The sequence below is a fragment of the Arcobacter rhizosphaerae genome (genome assembly GCF_049472155.1).
Lineage (GTDB): Bacteria > Campylobacterota > Campylobacteria > Campylobacterales > Arcobacteraceae > Arcobacter_B.
The window spans coordinates 527955-543470 of the sequence record NZ_JBMOVW010000002.1 but is presented as its reverse complement, the minus strand read 5'-3'; the positions used below and the strand labels follow the sequence as shown (position 1 = coordinate 543470).

General features: G+C 31.2%; 18 protein-coding genes. 14 read left to right on the top strand and 4 right to left on the bottom strand.

All coding sequences use genetic code 11. The features are described 5' to 3' along the window. The first annotated feature begins 1 nt into the window (after position 1). Together ACH5BH_RS05735 and ACH5BH_RS05730 are read left to right on the top strand one after the other, a co-directional pair. Complete coding sequence (locus ACH5BH_RS05735) at positions 2-958, top strand: ketopantoate reductase family protein (protein WP_404306186.1); 957 nt, start codon at positions 2-4, stop codon at positions 956-958. After that, the gene (locus ACH5BH_RS05730; protein ID WP_423297727.1) at positions 951-1817 is read left to right on the top strand and encodes a prephenate dehydratase; all 867 of its coding nucleotides are present in this window, start codon (positions 951-953) and stop codon (positions 1815-1817) included. Before ACH5BH_RS05735 ends, ACH5BH_RS05730 begins: the two co-directional genes overlap by 8 nt. 15 nt (positions 1818-1832) lie before the next feature. On the opposite strand, the gene leuB is transcribed toward ACH5BH_RS05730, so the two are convergent. From leuB to ACH5BH_RS05710, 4 genes are all read right to left on the bottom strand, one after another. After that, a complete protein-coding gene (gene leuB / locus ACH5BH_RS05725) occupies positions 1833-2900 on the bottom strand; it encodes a 3-isopropylmalate dehydrogenase (RefSeq protein WP_423297726.1) in 1068 nt (355 codons plus the stop codon). Positions 2901-2911: 11 nt separating this feature from the next. Continuing rightward, entirely contained in the window at positions 2912-3706 is a 795-nt protein-coding gene (locus ACH5BH_RS05720; protein WP_423297725.1) for an SDR family NAD(P)-dependent oxidoreductase, read from the bottom strand. A 67-nt stretch (positions 3707-3773) separates the two neighbouring features. Beyond that, positions 3774-4532, bottom strand: a complete 759-nt coding sequence (locus ACH5BH_RS05715; RefSeq protein WP_404306174.1) for a response regulator transcription factor — start codon at positions 4530-4532, stop codon at positions 3774-3776. Positions 4533-4534: 2 nt separating this feature from the next. Then, positions 4535-5830, bottom strand: coding sequence for a sensor histidine kinase (locus ACH5BH_RS05710; RefSeq protein ID WP_404306172.1), 1296 nt, complete (start codon positions 5828-5830; stop codon positions 4535-4537). 136 nt (positions 5831-5966) lie between these two features. On the opposite strand from ACH5BH_RS05710, the gene ACH5BH_RS05705 reads away from it, so the two are divergent. The 12 genes from ACH5BH_RS05705 to ACH5BH_RS05650 all read left to right on the top strand — a co-directional run bounded on the left by ACH5BH_RS05705 (position 5967) and on the right by ACH5BH_RS05650 (position 15515). After that, positions 5967-6215: a phenol hydroxylase subunit gene (locus ACH5BH_RS05705; RefSeq protein ID WP_423297724.1), complete on the top strand. Its 249-nt coding sequence runs from the start codon at positions 5967-5969 to the stop codon at positions 6213-6215. A 13-nt stretch (positions 6216-6228) separates the two neighbouring features. Then, positions 6229-7224, top strand: a complete 996-nt coding sequence (locus tag ACH5BH_RS05700) for an aromatic/alkene monooxygenase hydroxylase subunit beta (RefSeq protein WP_404306168.1) — start codon at positions 6229-6231, stop codon at positions 7222-7224. A gap of 8 nt (positions 7225-7232) precedes the next feature. After that, a complete protein-coding gene (locus tag ACH5BH_RS05695) occupies positions 7233-7502 on the top strand; it encodes an MmoB/DmpM family protein (protein ID WP_404306166.1) in 270 nt (89 codons plus the stop codon). Positions 7503-7513: 11 nt separating this feature from the next. Further along, positions 7514-9034, top strand: coding sequence for an aromatic/alkene/methane monooxygenase hydroxylase/oxygenase subunit alpha (locus ACH5BH_RS05690; RefSeq protein WP_423297723.1), 1521 nt, complete (start codon positions 7514-7516; stop codon positions 9032-9034). Continuing rightward, positions 9034-9396: a phenol hydroxylase subunit P4 gene (locus tag ACH5BH_RS05685; protein WP_404306162.1), complete on the top strand. Its 363-nt coding sequence runs from the start codon at positions 9034-9036 to the stop codon at positions 9394-9396. Before ACH5BH_RS05690 ends, ACH5BH_RS05685 begins: the two co-directional genes overlap by 1 nt. Further along, positions 9393-10451 carry an NADH:ubiquinone reductase (Na(+)-transporting) subunit F gene (locus ACH5BH_RS05680; protein WP_423297722.1) on the top strand — a complete coding sequence of 353 codons (1059 nt, stop codon included), beginning with the start codon at positions 9393-9395 and terminating at the stop codon, positions 10449-10451. Before ACH5BH_RS05685 ends, ACH5BH_RS05680 begins: the two co-directional genes overlap by 4 nt. Before the next feature lie 159 nt (positions 10452-10610). Next, on the top strand, positions 10611-10943 hold the full coding sequence (locus ACH5BH_RS05675) for a 2Fe-2S iron-sulfur cluster-binding protein (RefSeq protein WP_404306158.1): 333 nt from the start codon (positions 10611-10613) through the stop codon (positions 10941-10943). Between the two features lie 18 nt (positions 10944-10961). Continuing rightward, a complete protein-coding gene (locus tag ACH5BH_RS05670; RefSeq protein ID WP_404306156.1) occupies positions 10962-11912 on the top strand; it encodes a catechol 2,3-dioxygenase in 951 nt (316 codons plus the stop codon). 15 nt (positions 11913-11927) lie between these two features. Next, positions 11928-12356, top strand: a complete 429-nt coding sequence (locus tag ACH5BH_RS05665; RefSeq protein ID WP_423297721.1) for a GlcG/HbpS family heme-binding protein — start codon at positions 11928-11930, stop codon at positions 12354-12356. Further along, entirely contained in the window at positions 12349-13806 is a 1458-nt protein-coding gene (locus ACH5BH_RS05660) for a 2-hydroxymuconic semialdehyde dehydrogenase (protein ID WP_423297720.1), read from the top strand. Before ACH5BH_RS05665 ends, ACH5BH_RS05660 begins: the two co-directional genes overlap by 8 nt. A 9-nt stretch (positions 13807-13815) precedes the next feature. Further along, complete coding sequence (locus ACH5BH_RS05655) at positions 13816-14610, top strand: fumarylacetoacetate hydrolase family protein (protein WP_404306150.1); 795 nt, start codon at positions 13816-13818, stop codon at positions 14608-14610. A gap of 20 nt (positions 14611-14630) precedes the next feature. After that, positions 14631-15515 (top strand): acetaldehyde dehydrogenase (acetylating), encoded by an 885-nt coding sequence (locus ACH5BH_RS05650; RefSeq protein ID WP_490372058.1) that lies wholly within the window; start codon positions 14631-14633, stop codon positions 15513-15515. The last annotated feature ends 1 nt before the right edge of the window (position 15516 follow it).

The following is a 15516-nucleotide window of genomic DNA, read 5'->3' as shown; positions in this document are numbered from 1 at the left end:
AATGAATATAGTTGTAATAGGTGCAGGTGGTATAGGTGCTTTTTATGGAATGATATTACATGAAGTAGGATGTAATATTAAGTTTATTGCTAGAGGTGAGAATTTAGAATATTTAAAAAATAATAACATGAAAGTAACTCACCCTGATTATACTATTGAAGATAAAATAGACACATATAGTATTGAAGAATTTACTAAAAGTTTTAAAGCAGAAGAAATTGATGCAATTTTTATAGCAACAAAAGCAATGAGTACAGAGAGTATTTCTAAATCATTAGCTTCTTGGGCCAAAAACTCTTCTAAAATACCATATTTTATTTCTCTTCAAAATGGAGTAGAAAATGAAGATATCATGGCAAAGTATTACAATAATGATTATGTAATAGGTGGATTAACAAGGCTTATTGTTTCTCATACTATCTCTTTAGGTCATGTTCATTGTTCTGGAAATGTTGAGACTTTAATAGGTGCTATAAAAGCAAATGAGAAAAATCAAGCTTTTTTGAAAGAACTAAAAAATATTTTGGATAAAACACAAACATCAACGATACTTTGTGATGATATAAAACTTGAATTATGGAATAAATTGATTATTAATAATGGTGTGAATGCAATTTGTGCTTTATTAGAAGAGAAAACAAGACCTTTACTTACAGATAAGAAAACTTCTAAAATTATCTATGGGCTTATGAGTGAAACAGCCGTAGCTGCAAAAGCTGCAGGTGTAAATATATCACAAGAAGGCGTTGATAAAATGTTTGAATTGATAAAAGGTTTTGTAAACTTAAAACCTTCAATGTATGTGGATAGAGAAAACAATAGACCCCTAGAACTTGAAGAAATTTGTGGGGTAGTTGTACGAAATTGTGAAAAACAAGGACTTGATGCCCCTTATACAAGAACTATTTCAACAATTTTAGAGTTTCAATACGAAAGAAAAAGAGTATTAAATGGATAAAACAGTTGTATATCAAGGGGTTGAAGGTGCATATTCACATTTAGCATCTTCTCAATTATTTCCAAACTCAAACTTAGTAGCTTCTGATTCTTTTTTAGAATCAATGCAATTAGTTGAGCAAGGAAGAGCAGATATTGGGGTAATTCCTATTGAAAATTCATCAGCTGGTAGAGTTGAAGAAATATATAGGCTTATTCCTAAAATGCAGTTAAATATTATAGATGAATACTTTCATCCAATAGAACATGCCTTAATAGCTGTAAAAGGGTATAAGCTAGAAGAGTTAAAAACAGTATCTTCTCATCCACAAGCCCTAGCTCAATGTATGAATAATATAAAAGAGTTAAATCTAAAAGCTATTTCAGAGTTTGACACAGCAGGTTCAGCAATGAAACTAGAAAAATCAAAAGATAAAACTCATGCTGTAATTGCTTCAACATTAGCTGCAAAGATTTATAATTTAGAAATTGTAAAAGAAAAATTTTCAGATTATGTAGGAAATGTTACTAGATTTATTGTTTTAAGTAAAGAGAAAAGAACACCAAAATTTGAGGAAAACAAATCTTACATAACCTCTCTTATTTTTAGTGTTAGAAACATACCAGCAGCACTTTATAAAGCTCTTGGTGGTTTTGCTACAAATGGAATAGATCTAATAAAAATTGAGAGTTATTCAGGGATTGGAAGTATGTATTCAACTCAATTTCATGCAGATTTATACGGACATACAGATGAAAAAAGACTACAACTAGCCCTTGATGAGCTGAGGTTTTTTGTAGAAGAGTTAAAAATAATTGGTGTTTATGAAAGACATGAATACAGAGATAAAATGTGTGAATTAAACCAAATAATAAAATGAAGCTTTGGCTTCATTTTATTTGTTGATATACTCAACTATAATATCCCCCATTTGAGAAGTACTTAAAACCTCTTTGGCATCAAAAGATGCTAAATCTTTTGTTCTATAGCCATCTTTTAATACATTTTTTATAGCTTTTTGAATTATATTTGAAGCTTCTTCTTCATTTAGTGAATACTTAAGCATCATACTAGCACTCTCAATAGTAGCTATTGGATTTGCTATTCCTAGACCTGCAATATCAGGAGCTGAACCATGAATAGGCTCATAAACTGCTGTTTTATTTCCAGTTGAAGCACTAGGAAGAAGACCGATTGAACCTACTACCATTGAAGCTGTATCACTTAAAATATCTCCAAAAATATTTCCAGTAACTATTACATCAAACTGTTTAGGATCTCGCACTAATTGCATAGCTGCATTATCTATATATATATGAGTTAATTCCACTTCTGGATACTCTTTTGATAACTCAATCATAGTAGCTCTCCAAAGTTGAGATACTTCAAGAACATTTGATTTATCAACTGAACATAATCTTTTATCTCTTTTCATAGCAAGTTCAAAAGCTGTTTTTCCGATTTTTTGGATTTCCTCTTTTGTATAAACCATGGTATTAAAAGCTTTTTGTCCATTATTTTGCCTTGGCTTTCCAAAATATATACCACCAATTAATTCTCTTACAACCATAATATCACAGCCTTTAATAATTTCAGGCTTTAGGGTTGAAGCATTTGTAAGTTCATCATAAACAATCGCAGGTCGTAAGTTTGCATATACTCCTAATTCTTCTCTAAATTTTAAAAGTCCAGATTCAGGTCTTAGATGTCTAGGTAAGTTATCCCATTTTTCACCACCGATTGCTCCAAATAAACAAGCATCTGATTTTATAACTCCTTCAAGAGTTTCAATAGGTAAAGGATGTCCTACTTTATCAATAGCAGCACCACCCATTAAATATTCTTTATATTCTAAACTAAAGCCACACTTTTTACTAACTGCATCTAATACTTTCACAGCTTCGTTTATAATCTCAACACCAATTCCATCACCTTTGATTAAAGATATATTATAGTTTTTCATCTGTTTCCTTTTTATATTGCACTTTGAACTACACCAGCATCAGCTCTTAAAACTGCACCATTTGTGGCACTTGATAATGGGCTTGATGTGTAAACAATCATATTTGATACTTCTTCAACTTCTGTGAATCTTTTAAGTAGCGATGTAGGTCTTATATTTTTAAAAAAGTCATCTTGCATTTGTTCAAAAGTAAAGTTCATTTGTTTTGCATAGTCATTTAAAAAAGTAGTAACACCTTCTGATTTAGTAGGCCCTATTATAATGGAGTTTGAAGTTACATTTGTACCAGCTGTAAGTTCTGCTATTCCTCTAGTAACTGATAATTGTGCGGTTTTAGTCATACCATAGTGAATCATCTCTTTTGGTATTTGATAAGCGGATTCACTAGAAATAAAGATGATTCTTCCCCAGTTTTGCTCCAACATAAAAGGAAGATAATATTGCGATAGTCTTACTCCACTCATTATATTGGTATTAAACATTTTAAGCCAGTCATCTTCCTCTAAACTTGTAAACTCTTTTGGCTCAAATATTCCTAGATTATTTATCAAAATATCTACTTTTGGAAGTTGTTTTATTAGTTTGTCACAGCCTTCTTTACTTGATAAATCAGCAACAATTCCTTCAACTTTTGCATTTTGATTATGTGAATTTATTTTTTTGATAGCTTCTTGAACATTTTGTTTATTTCTTCCATTTATATAGACATAAACACCCTCATCACATAGTTTTTTAGCTGTTGCAAAACCAACACCTAAGGTTGAACCTGTAACAAGAGCAGTTTTATTTTCAAGTTTTAAATCCATACTAATACTCCTTTATAAAAATAAAGGCATTTTAGTAGAATTTAATCGTATTCTTATCGCACTTTTTTTAGAACAACTCTATTTTATAACCTGAATTATTCTGATTTACTATTAAATCTTTATGTATTTTACTTCTAAGTCTAAATAACACAGATCTAAAAGCTGCATATCCTGCTGGTTCATCTTGCCAAATAGCATATTCCATTTGTTCTTGTGATACAAACTGCCCAGCACTTCTACAAAGTAAATCAATAATTTTTTTTTCTTTAGCAGTAAGTTTTATAGGTTCATCTCCATAGTATAAAACTTCTACTTCTTTGTCATAAAGATATCCATATTTTAACTGTATTGTTCTATGATTTTGTTCCTTATTTAAAGATAATTGATGTTCTAAAGTTTTGTTTATATTCTCAACTGCATCAAGCTTTTTAATTTTTTCATTATCTTCTTTTGCTTTGCTAAGGGCTACTTCAATTGCTGCGTGTAAACTTTGCTTTTTGTATGGTTTTATTATATATCCATAAGCGAAAGTTTCAGAAGCTTCTTTTATTGTTTTTATCTCTGAATTAGCTGTTAGAAAAACTACAGGTACTTCAGGAATTGAATTTTTTAACTCTTTAGCAAGTTCTATTCCTGTAGTTGGACCTTTTAGATAAATATCCATTAAAATTAAATCAGGTTTAGCACCTTTTTCTAGCAAAGCTAAAGTTTTACATCTATTAGGTGCAACTCCACAAACCTTATACCCTAATTCAATTAGTGTTTCTTTTAGGTTTAGTGCAATTATTGATTCATCTTCTACAATTAAAATTTCAATTTTGCTCATTATTATTCTCCCTCATCCTTAGAAAAAATTATATTACACTCTAAGCCATTATTATTCTTAAACTCTATAGTCCCATCTAGTTGATCTTCTATAATTGAGTGAATAAGTTGCATTCCAATTGAGTCACCTTTATATAAAGAACTAATATCTTCTAAGCCTTCTCCATTATCGCGTATTTTTACATGAATTTTATCTTGAATTTTTTTCATGTGAATACATAGTAAATTATCTCTATCTTCTTTAAATGCGTATTTTAAAGCATTTACACATAATTCATGTAAAACCATACCTATTTGAATACATCTGTTTGTAGAAAAACTTAAATTATCAATATGAACATCTACATTTAAAGTTGTATTTTGAGAAATATATAACTCTTTTATGTCATCCACAAGTCTTTTTATATAATTTTTTAGATTTATATATGCAAGGTTTTCACCTAAATACAAAAACTCATGAACTAAGGCCATAGTATGAATTCTACTTCTACTTTGTTGCAAGATATAAATCATATCTCTATCTTTTGTTCGTCGCTCTTGCATATTTAATAAAGAAGAGATTATTTCCATATTATTTTTTACTCTATGATGTATCTCTTTTAGTAATATATCTTTTTCTTCAACTGATTTTTGAAGTTCTTGATTCATCTTTGTAATTTTTGTTCTATATTCTTGTCTTTGTGTCATATCTCTTGCAAAAGCACAGATGTATTCATGGCCATTGTGAGTAAACCCATGTCCTGAAACCTCCACAGGAAAAATAGTTCCATCTTTTCTTATTTGTGTTGTTTCTAGTCTCCAGTCTTTATGATTATAAATATTATGCATACACTCTTTTGCTGTTTGTCTATCAAAGTTTGGATCCATATCTTCTAAATACATCTGGTTTAAAAACTCTTCTTTACTTCTACCTATCATTTTACAAGCAGCTTCATTTACATAAATAAATTTTGCATCTAATGTAAACCAATAAATTGCATCAATTGAGTTATTTAATGCAAATTCATAAGGTACAAGTCTTTCTTTATCTTTATCTTTTAATTCTTTATATGACTGCTCAATCCTAGATACTACTTTTTGCATGTGATTTAACATGATAAATAGAATTATTCCAGTTGTTATTAAAAATAAAATCCCAAAAGTTAAAGGTCCTTCTTTACTTAGTGAATGATACTTTGAAAACTCACTTATAAGTCTATCAATAAACAAAATACCAATAGCACCTATTAATATATAAGTTAGTGAAAACTTAGTAGGTATAGATTTATTATTTAAAATATAGTTCTTAACTTTTCCCATTTTACTGCTCTTATTGTAGATTTGAAAAATTATAACATAAATAAAAATATTCACTAATAACTGCGATAATTTTGCGATTTTTTTCCATTAAGATTCAAATTGAATTAAAAATTCATAATTGAAAAAGGTAGGTGTTATGGCTAATGAATCACCATTTGAAAGAAAATATGTACATATTACTGATGTTAAACCAAATGATTTAGTAGAGTTTGATTTTTCTATTGGTGATCCATGTATGTATGTTGAACTTGCATTGCCGAAAAAGCAATTTGATGAGTTTTGTAAAAGAAATGCAGTTAAGCATTTAACAAGAGAACAAGAGATTGATGTGGAAAACGACAAACATAAATGGCAGTATGGTGTTGTTGGAACACTAAGTAAATAAAGGAGTTAAGAATATGTCTTTAGATATTAAAAGTATAGATATTAAACCAAAGAGAGAAACTTTTGGTCATGTAGAAAGAAGAATTGGTGAAGGCAAGATGGCTTCAAGATATGAAGAGGCTACTTATGATATTCAACCAATTGCTAATTTTCACTACAGACCGTATGCAAACCCAAATTTTGAGTTATATGATAAAAACAAAACTAGCATTAAAATGGAAGATTGGTATAAATTTTTAGATCCAAGACAATATCACTATGCTTCGTATGTTACAGCAAGAGCAAAACAACAAGAAGTTGCTGAACAAAATTTTGTATTTGTAGAAAAAAGAAATATGTTAGATGTAATGCCAGAAGATATAAAACAAGAAATCTTGAATTATGTTTTACCTCTTAGACATTATGAGTGGGGAGCAAATATGAATAATCTTCAATTATGTTCAGAAGGTTATGGGGCAGCTATTACAAATGCCTATATGTTTCATGCAGAAGATAGACTGGGAAATGCTCAGTATCTTACAAGAATTGGATTATTACTTAGTGAAAATGAACCTGCTGTTTTAGATACTGCAAAAGATAAATGGTTAAATGATGAATCATGGCAGCCACTTAGAAAAGCAATGGAAGATAGCTTTGTTTTACAAGATTGGTTTGAATTACATATTGCACAAAATGTAATTTTAGATGGTTTTATTCATCCTTTAGTATTTGACAAATATGAACAAGAGTTAAATCAAAGAGGTGGAACAGCTCAAACAATGATGACAGAATTTATCACATCATGGAATGATGAATCTGCAAAATGGATTGATATGACAATTAAAGTTGCAGCTTTAGAATCTGATGAAAATAAAGAGTTATTAAATCAATGGTGTAAAAAATATATTGATATTGCTAAAAATGCAGCACTAGCAATTGCTAAAAATATAGTTAATAATCCAGAAGAAACAATTAGTAGTATAGAAGAACAATTAGTGGCAAGATTAAATAAAAATGGTTTAAACCTATAGGAGAAAGAATGTCAAAAGTATTTTTAGCACTTCAAGCAGTAGATGAAACAAGAGCTATTATTGAAGCAATTCAAGAAGATAACGAAAATGTTGAGGTTGATCCACAACCTGCAATGGTAAAAATTTCAGCAGAGAAAAAGATGGTAATAAATGCCCAAACAGTATCTGAAAAACTAGGTAGAGAATGGGATCCACAAGAGTTACAGTTAGTTTTAATTTCATTAGCCGGAAATGTTGATGAAGATTATGATCACTTTACAATTTATTGGGAAAACTAGGAGAAAATATTATGACTATGAGTACACAAAAAAGAAAAAAACGTCTAAATATGAAGGACAAATATAAGTATATGACAAGACTTGGTTGGGAAACTACATATCAAGATATGGATGACGTTTTCCCTGAAGATAAATTTGAGGGAATAAAAATCCATGATTGGGAAGCTTGGGAAGATCCATTTAGAATGACAATGGATGCTTATTGGAAATACCAAGGTGAAAAAGACAAAAAGTTATATGCAATTATTGATGCATTTGCTCAAAATAATGGACAAAAAAATATTACAGATGCAAGATATGTATCAGCTTTAAAACTGTTTTTAACAGGTGTTTCACCATTAGAATATCAAGCACATAGAGGGTTTGCTAATATTGCTAGAGCTTTTAGAGGTGATGGTCCAAGAGTTGCTTGTCAAATGCAAGCTATTGATGAGTTAAGACATGTACAAACTCAAGTTCATACTTTAAGTCATTATAATAAATATTTTAATGGTTTTTCAGAATGGACACATTGGCATGATAATGTTTGGTATTTATCTGTTCCTAAATCTTTTTTTGATGATGCAAGAGCAGCAGGACCATTTGAGTTTATTATTGCTATTGGATTCTCATTTGAGTATGTATTAACAAATCTTTTATTTGTACCATTTATGAGTGGTGCTGCTTATAATGGAGATATGGCGACAGTAACATTTGGATTCTCTGCACAAAGTGATGAGGCAAGACACATGACTTTAGGTTTACAAGCAATTAAGTTCTTATTAGAGCAAGACCCTGATAATGTTCCTATTGTTCAAAAGTGGATTGATAAATGGACATGGAGAGGATATAAAGTTTTAGGTTTAGTATCTGCAATGATGGATTATATGTTACCTGAATCACCACAATCTTGGAAAGAAGCTTGGGAATTATATTTTGAGCAAAACACAGTTGCATTATTTAAAGATTTAGAAAGATATGGAATTACAGTTCCAGATTGTGCAGCAACAATAAAAGCTGAAAAAGAGCATATTTCTCATCAAGTTTGGATGACTTTATATACTCATAATGCAGCAGCACCTTTCCATACTTGGATTCCAGATGAGAAAAAAATGGATTGGTTAAGCGAAAAGTATCCAGATACTTTTGATAAGTACTACAGACCTGTTTATGAACATTGGAATAAGTTAGAAAAAGAGGGTAAAAGATATTATTCTGAAATGCTTCCTCAATTATGCCAAACTTGTCAATTACCAATGTTAGCAACAGAAGTTGAAAAAGGTGAGCCAACACAAATTGCTCATAGACATACTATGTATAATGGTGAGAGATTCCATTTCTGTTCGGATCATTGTAAAGATATTTTTGAAGATGAACCTGAAAAGTTTATCCAATCGTGGTTACCAGTTCATCAAATTTTCCAAGGAAATTGTGGTGGAGCAACACTTCCAGAAGTACTTAAGTGGTATAAAGTTGAGTTTGGACAAGACAATCTTGATTATGTAGGTTCTCAAGATGAAAAAATGTGGAAAGAATGGAAAGGAGAAGCATAATGGCAATTCAAGCAAAAGGTGAATATCCAGTAATTATGATGGATAGTGTAGATAAGTTTCATGGTAATCAACTTGTATATGTAGGTTGGGATAAACATAAGTTGATAAATTCAGCAATGGCTTTTCCTTTGCCACCTGCTATGCCTTTTAAAGCATTAGTTCATGAAGTAATGCCTAGTTGTTATAAAGATCATCCAGATTTTGAAAAAGTTGTATGGGATGATTCTGTTATTTGGAGATTAAACGGTGAAGAGTTTACTCCTGATTTTGAGAAGTCACTTGAAGATAATGGAATTGACCATAAATCATTAGTTAGATTTGAAACACCAAATTTAACAGGAATTAACGGAGTAGGAATGTGAGTTATCAAGTAGAAATAGAACCAACAGGAGATATAGTAGAAGTAGGGGATGGTCAAACTATCCTTGATGCTGCTTTAAGACAAGGGGTATATATTCCCCATGCGTGTTCTCATGGTTTATGTGGTACTTGTAAAGTCGAGATATTAGAAGGTGAGGTTGACTATGGTGCAGCCTCTCCTTTTGCCCTTATGGATATGGAAAAAGATGAGGGGAAATGTCTTGCTTGTACTGCTACACCTATGGAAGATTGTGCTATAGAAGCTGATGTTGATGAAGATCCAGATGCAAAATCAATACCTGTAAAAGACTTTATGGGAACAGTTGTTGAGGTAAAGGATTTAACACCAAGAATCAAAGGTATTTTTATAGAATTAGATGAAGAGATTGAGTTTCAAGCAGGTCAATATGTACAATATCATGTACCAGGCTTTGATGAACCAAGAGCATTTTCTTTATGTAACTCTTCAAATGATAAAAAAATTGTAGAGTTAAATATCTCTTTAGTTCCAGATGGAGAAGCAACTCCTTGGATTCATAAAAATGTAAAAGTAGGTGCTAGAAGGAAAATATCAGGACCTTATGGAAGATTTTTTGTAAGAGAATCTGCTAATAAACCTATGATTTTCTTTGCAGGAGGTTCAGGTCTTTCAAGTCCAAAATCTATGATTTTAGAACAACTTGAAAATGGAAGTAAACAAGAAATAACACTTTTCCATGGTGCTAGAAATGAAGAAGAGTTATATTATGCTGATTTATTTAGAGACTTAGAACAAAAGTATGAAAACTTTACTTATGTACCCGTTTTATCCGATGAAGATACACCTTCTTGGGAAGGAAGAAAAGGCTTTGTAAATGATGCAGCAAAAGAGCTTTTTGAAAATGACTTCTCAGGGAAAAAAGCATATCTTTGTGGTCCTCCACCAATGATAGATGCTTGTATTACAACACTTATGAGAGGAAGACTTTATGAAAAAGATATTTATACTGAAAAGTTCTTCTCAAAAGCTGATTTAAATGCTGAAAATCAGCGTTCACCTCTATTTAAATCTATTTAATTTTATTTAAAAAAAGGCCTGTGTATGCAGGCCTTTTTTTGTTTCTGAAAATTTTTTAAAAATTTATTTTCTGCGATTTTTCTGCGAATCTTTTCAAGTATAGTTCAAATAGTAAAAATATAGATAGTTTTTTTATCTATATATTTTAAAGGATTGAAAATGAATAGTTCAATATTTCAACTTAAAATGCTTGGACTAGATAATAGTGTAAATGCAAATATAAATGAGCACATTTTAAACTCTATGGCAAAAGGTGGAATTGAAATTGCACCAAACGGTTGTCATGGAGGAGGATGTGGTGTTTGTAAAATAAAAATTTTAAAAGGTGATGTTGAAACTTCATGTATGAGTGAAAAACATATATCCCCTGTTGAGAGAGAACAAGGTTTTGTTTTAGCATGTAGAGCTTATCCTAAAACTGATATTGAGTTTGAGTTTATTGGAAAAGTAAAATGTAAAAAAACAAAAGATAAAAAATTTGGACTAGTTTAATTTAAAAAAGGAGCAAAAATGGATCAAGGAATTATGAGAATTGGACATATAAATATCAAAGTAATTGATATGGATGAGGCTATTAGACATTATACAAAAGTTATGGATCTAAGAATAACTCATACTGATGAAAATGGAAATGTTTATCTTAAGTGTTGGGATGAGTGGGATAAATACTCATTAGTATTAACACCATCAAATGAAGCTGGATTTATTAATATTGCTTATAAAGTTGTAAATGATTCAGATTTAGATGTTATTAAACAAAAAATTCTTGATTATGGAATTGATGTACAAGATGTTCAAGAAGGAGAAGTTCTTTTCTGTGGAAGAGGTATTAAGTTTAATCTTCCATCTGGACATGAGATGATTCTTTTTGCTAAAAAAGATTTTGTTGGAAAAGATGTTGGGACAAAAAATCCTGATCCATGGCCAGATGGTCTTACAGGAGTTGGAGCTCATTGGTTAGATCATGCTTTATTAATGTGTGAATTAAATCCTGAAAAAGGAATTAATAAAGTTGCTGAAAATACAAAATTTTGTATTGAAGTTTTAAACTTTAAATTAACAGAACAAGTAGTTGTAGGGCCAAATAGTGATGTCCAAGCAGCAACATGGTTAGCTAGAAGTACAACACCACATGATTTAGCTTTTGTGGGTGGTCCTGAAATGGGATTACATCACTTTGCATTTTTCTTAGATGATTGGGCAGATATATTAAGAGCTGCTGATGTTATGTCAAAAAATGATGTAAAAGTAGATGTTACACCTCAAAGACATGGTATTACAAGAGGAAATACTATTTATTTCTTTGACCCATCTGGAAACAGAAATGAAACATTTGCAGGGCTTGGGTATTTAGTACAACCTGATATGCCTACTATTACTTGGTATGAAGAGAGTCTTTGGAAAGGAATCTTCTATCATACAAAACAGCCTGTTGAATCATTTACAAATGTTTATACATAGAATTTAGGAAATAAAATGTTAACAAAAACATCAAAAGATTTAAGAAGCCAAACAGCTTTAAAACTTTGTGAGTATTCAGTACAAAAAGCAGAAGAATTAAATATAAAAATAAATGTAAGTGTAACTGATTCAAAAGGAATTGAACTTGCATTTATAAGAATGGATGATTCTTTTATCCATTCAATTCAAATAGCAAAAGATAAGGCTTATACAAGTGCAAGCTTTGGTTTTGATACAGATACTTGGACACAGATTTTCAAAAATGAATCTCATTTAGAACAGGGTTTTTCAAATCGAGATAGATTAATTCCTTTTGGTGGAGGAATTACTATCTTTGAAAATAAAGAAAAAGTTGGAGCTATTGGAGTTTCAGGTGGAACTGAACAAGAAGATATTATTTGTGCAAAATATGCAATAAAAAGGTTAGGATTAAATAATGAATAAAGTACAACACTATATTAACGGACAATTTTTAGACTCATCTTGTGGAGAGTTTTTTGACAATATTAACCCAATGAATGGACAACTTTTAAATAAAGTTGCCCTAGGACGTGAAGATGAAGTAAATGCAGCAGTTGCAGCAGCAAAAGCAGCACTTATAGGGGAATGGGGGCAAATGAAGTTAAATGATAGAATTGCCATGATGTATGAAATTGCAGAAGAAATTGATAGAAGATTTGATGATTTTTTAGAAGCTGAGTGTTTAGATACAGGTAAACCTTACTCAATTGCTAGACATATTGATATTCCAAGAGGTGCTGCAAACTTCAAAGTATTTGCTGATACTATGAAAGCTGTTGCAGATGAAGCTTATAGAATGGATACTCCTGATGGTAAGATAGCAATGAATTATTCAATGAGAAAACCAAAAGGTGTTATTGCTGTAATTTCTCCTTGGAATTTACCTCTTTTACTTATGACTTGGAAGGTTGGTCCTGCTATGGCTTGTGGAAATACAGTTGTTGTAAAACCATCACAAGTAACTCCAACAACTACATCTTTGCTTGGTGAAGTAATGTCAAAAGTAGGAGTTCCTGCTGGTGCATACAATGTAGTTCAAGGAAAAGGTTCAATCACTGGTAATTTACTTACTGCTCACAAAGATGTTGATGCTATTACTTTTACAGGTGAAACAAAAACTGGTGAGATGATTATGAATGCTTGCTCAAAAGGTGTTAGGGATGTATCTCTAGAGCTTGGTGGGAAAAATCCTGCAATTGTTTTTGCTGATTGTGATATGGATAAAGCAGTTCATGAAACAACTAGATCTTGTTTTGCTAACTCTGGTCAGGTTTGTTTAGGAACAGAGAGAGTTTATGTGCAAAGACCAATATTTGATGAGTTTGTATCAAGATTAAAAGAATCAGCACTTAAGTTAAAGCTTGGTATTCACAATGATGATTCAGTTGATATGGGGCCTGTTGTAAGTAAAACTCATCAAGACACAGTTCTTAAATATTATGATATTGCTAAAAAAGAAGGAGCAAATATTGTTCTTGGTGGTGGAGTTCCAAAAATGGAAGGTGAATTAGCAAATGGATTCTTTGTTGAACCTACTATTTGGACAGGACTTCCAGAAGATGCAACTGTAGTAAAAGAAGAGGTATTTGGACCTTGTTGTCATATTGCACCTTTTGATAGTGAAGAAGAGGTAATTAAAATGGCAAATGATACAGACTATGGACTTGCTTCTACAATTTTTACAGAGAATTTAGATAAAGCTCATAGAGTAGCTTCTCAAATTGATTCAGGAATTGTATGGATTAACTCTTGGTTCTTAAGGGATTTAAGAACACCATTTGGTGGTATGAAAGGTTCAGGTATTGGTAGAGAGGGTGGTCATCACTCTTTAGAGTTCTATACTGAACTTAAAAATGTATGTATAAAAATGTAAGGGTGTAAAATGGCAATGACACAAGAAAAAATAGAAAAATATGGAAATGAATTATATGAAGCTTTAAAGGGAAATCATACTATTGAGCCAATTTCAAATAGAGAGCCTGATTCTACAATTGAAGATGCTTATGCTATTCAACATCATTTTTTAAAGTTAAGAATGCAAAATGATGGATCTAAAATCATTGGTAAAAAAATTGGAGTTACTTCAAAAGTTGTAATGGATATGTTAGGTGTTCATCAACCTGATTTTGGTTACCTTTTATCAGATATGATTTATTCAGATGGTGATGTAATTGATGTGTCAGCTGGAATGATTCAACCAAAAGCAGAGGGAGAAATAGCCTTTGTTTTAAAAGAGGATTTACAAGGTCCTGGTGTTACAGTTGCTGATGTTATAAAAGCTACTAAGTTTGTAATGCCTTGTTTTGAAATCGTTGATTCAAGGATTAAAGATTGGAAAATTAAAATTCAAGATACAGTAGCTGATAATGCCTCTTGTGGATATATGGTATTTGGAGGTCAAAGTGTAAGTCCTTTAGATGTAGATTTAACAACTTGTGGTATCACTTTAGAGAGAAATGGCGAGCTATTACACACAGGAGCAGGTGCAGCAGCACTTGGAAGTCCTGTAAATGCAGTAGTTTGGCTTGCTAATAAACTTGGAGAGTTTGGAGTATCACTTAAAGCAGGTGAGGTTATCTTATCAGGTGCTCTATGTGCGATGGTTGATATTAAACCAGGTGATAATATGACTGCAAGTATTGGTGGAGTTGGTTCTGCCTCAATTAGATTTGAATAGACAATTTTTAAGGAAATATCATGTCAAAAATAAATTGTGCATTAATTGGGTCTGGAAATATTGGAACAGACCTAATGTATAAACTAAAAAGAAGTGAAATATTAAATCCTTTATGGATGGTTGGTATTGATCCAGAGTCTGATGGTTTATTAAGAGCTAAAGAAGATGGAATGAAAACAACAGCTCAAGGTGTTGATGGATTATTACCTTTTATAAAAGAAGATGGGGTAAAAATTGCATTTGATGCAACATCAGCTTATGTTCATGGTGAAAACAATAGAAAATTAGCTGAACTTGGAGTTCAAGTTATTGATTTAACTCCTGCTGCTATTGGTCCTTTTTGTGTACCATCTGTTAATATGGAAGAGCTTTTATCTCAAGATACTCAAAATGTAAATATGGTTACTTGTGGTGGACAAGCTACTATTCCTATGATAGCAGCTGTATCAAAAGTTCAAGAAGTTGAATATGCAGAAATTGTAGCAACAGCAGCATCTAAATCAGCAGGGCCTGGAACTCGTGCAAATATTGATGAGTTTACAGAAACTACAAAACTTGGTATTGAGCAAGTTGGTAAAGCTAGAAAAGGTAAAGCTATTATTATTTTAAATCCAGCAGAACCACCACTTATGATGAGAGATACAATTCATTGTTTAACAGCTGAAAAACCTGATGAAGAAGCTATTACAAAATCAATCCATGAAATGGTTGAAAAAATGCAAGAGTTTATTCCTGGATATGTATTAAAAAATGGACCAGTTTTTGATGGTAATAAAATTTCTATTTGGTTAGAGATTGAGGGATTAGGGGATTATCTTCCTAAGTATGCAGGTAATTTAGACATTATTACAGCAGCTGCAACTAATATAGCTGAACAAATGGCTAAAAAAATTAAAGGAGCATAAG

Bases quoted from the DNA above. Each gene is read 5' to 3' on its own strand.
- ACH5BH_RS05735 (WP_404306186.1), top strand. From the start codon at position 2: ATGAATATAGTTGTAATAGGTGCAGGTGGTATAGGTGCTTTTTATGGA.
- ACH5BH_RS05730 (WP_423297727.1), top strand. From the start codon at position 951: ATGGATAAAACAGTTGTATATCAAGGGGTTGAAGGTGCATATTCACAT.
- leuB (WP_423297726.1), bottom strand. From the start codon at position 2,900: ATGAAAAACTATAATATATCTTTAATCAAAGGTGATGGAATTGGTGTT.
- ACH5BH_RS05720 (WP_423297725.1), bottom strand. From the start codon at position 3,706: ATGGATTTAAAACTTGAAAATAAAACTGCTCTTGTTACAGGTTCAACC.
- ACH5BH_RS05715 (WP_404306174.1), bottom strand. From the start codon at position 4,532: ATGAGCAAAATTGAAATTTTAATTGTAGAAGATGAATCAATAATTGCA.
- ACH5BH_RS05710 (WP_404306172.1), bottom strand. From the start codon at position 5,830: ATGGGAAAAGTTAAGAACTATATTTTAAATAATAAATCTATACCTACT.
- ACH5BH_RS05705 (WP_423297724.1), top strand. From the start codon at position 5,967: ATGGCTAATGAATCACCATTTGAAAGAAAATATGTACATATTACTGAT.
- ACH5BH_RS05700 (WP_404306168.1), top strand. From the start codon at position 6,229: ATGTCTTTAGATATTAAAAGTATAGATATTAAACCAAAGAGAGAAACT.
- ACH5BH_RS05695 (WP_404306166.1), top strand. From the start codon at position 7,233: ATGTCAAAAGTATTTTTAGCACTTCAAGCAGTAGATGAAACAAGAGCT.
- ACH5BH_RS05690 (WP_423297723.1), top strand. From the start codon at position 7,514: ATGACTATGAGTACACAAAAAAGAAAAAAACGTCTAAATATGAAGGAC.
- ACH5BH_RS05685 (WP_404306162.1), top strand. From the start codon at position 9,034: ATGGCAATTCAAGCAAAAGGTGAATATCCAGTAATTATGATGGATAGT.
- ACH5BH_RS05675 (WP_404306158.1), top strand. From the start codon at position 10,611: ATGAATAGTTCAATATTTCAACTTAAAATGCTTGGACTAGATAATAGT.
- ACH5BH_RS05670 (WP_404306156.1), top strand. From the start codon at position 10,962: ATGGATCAAGGAATTATGAGAATTGGACATATAAATATCAAAGTAATT.
- ACH5BH_RS05665 (WP_423297721.1), top strand. From the start codon at position 11,928: ATGTTAACAAAAACATCAAAAGATTTAAGAAGCCAAACAGCTTTAAAA.
- ACH5BH_RS05660 (WP_423297720.1), top strand. From the start codon at position 12,349: ATGAATAAAGTACAACACTATATTAACGGACAATTTTTAGACTCATCT.
- ACH5BH_RS05655 (WP_404306150.1), top strand. From the start codon at position 13,816: ATGGCAATGACACAAGAAAAAATAGAAAAATATGGAAATGAATTATAT.
- ACH5BH_RS05650 (WP_490372058.1), top strand. From the start codon at position 14,631: ATGTCAAAAATAAATTGTGCATTAATTGGGTCTGGAAATATTGGAACA.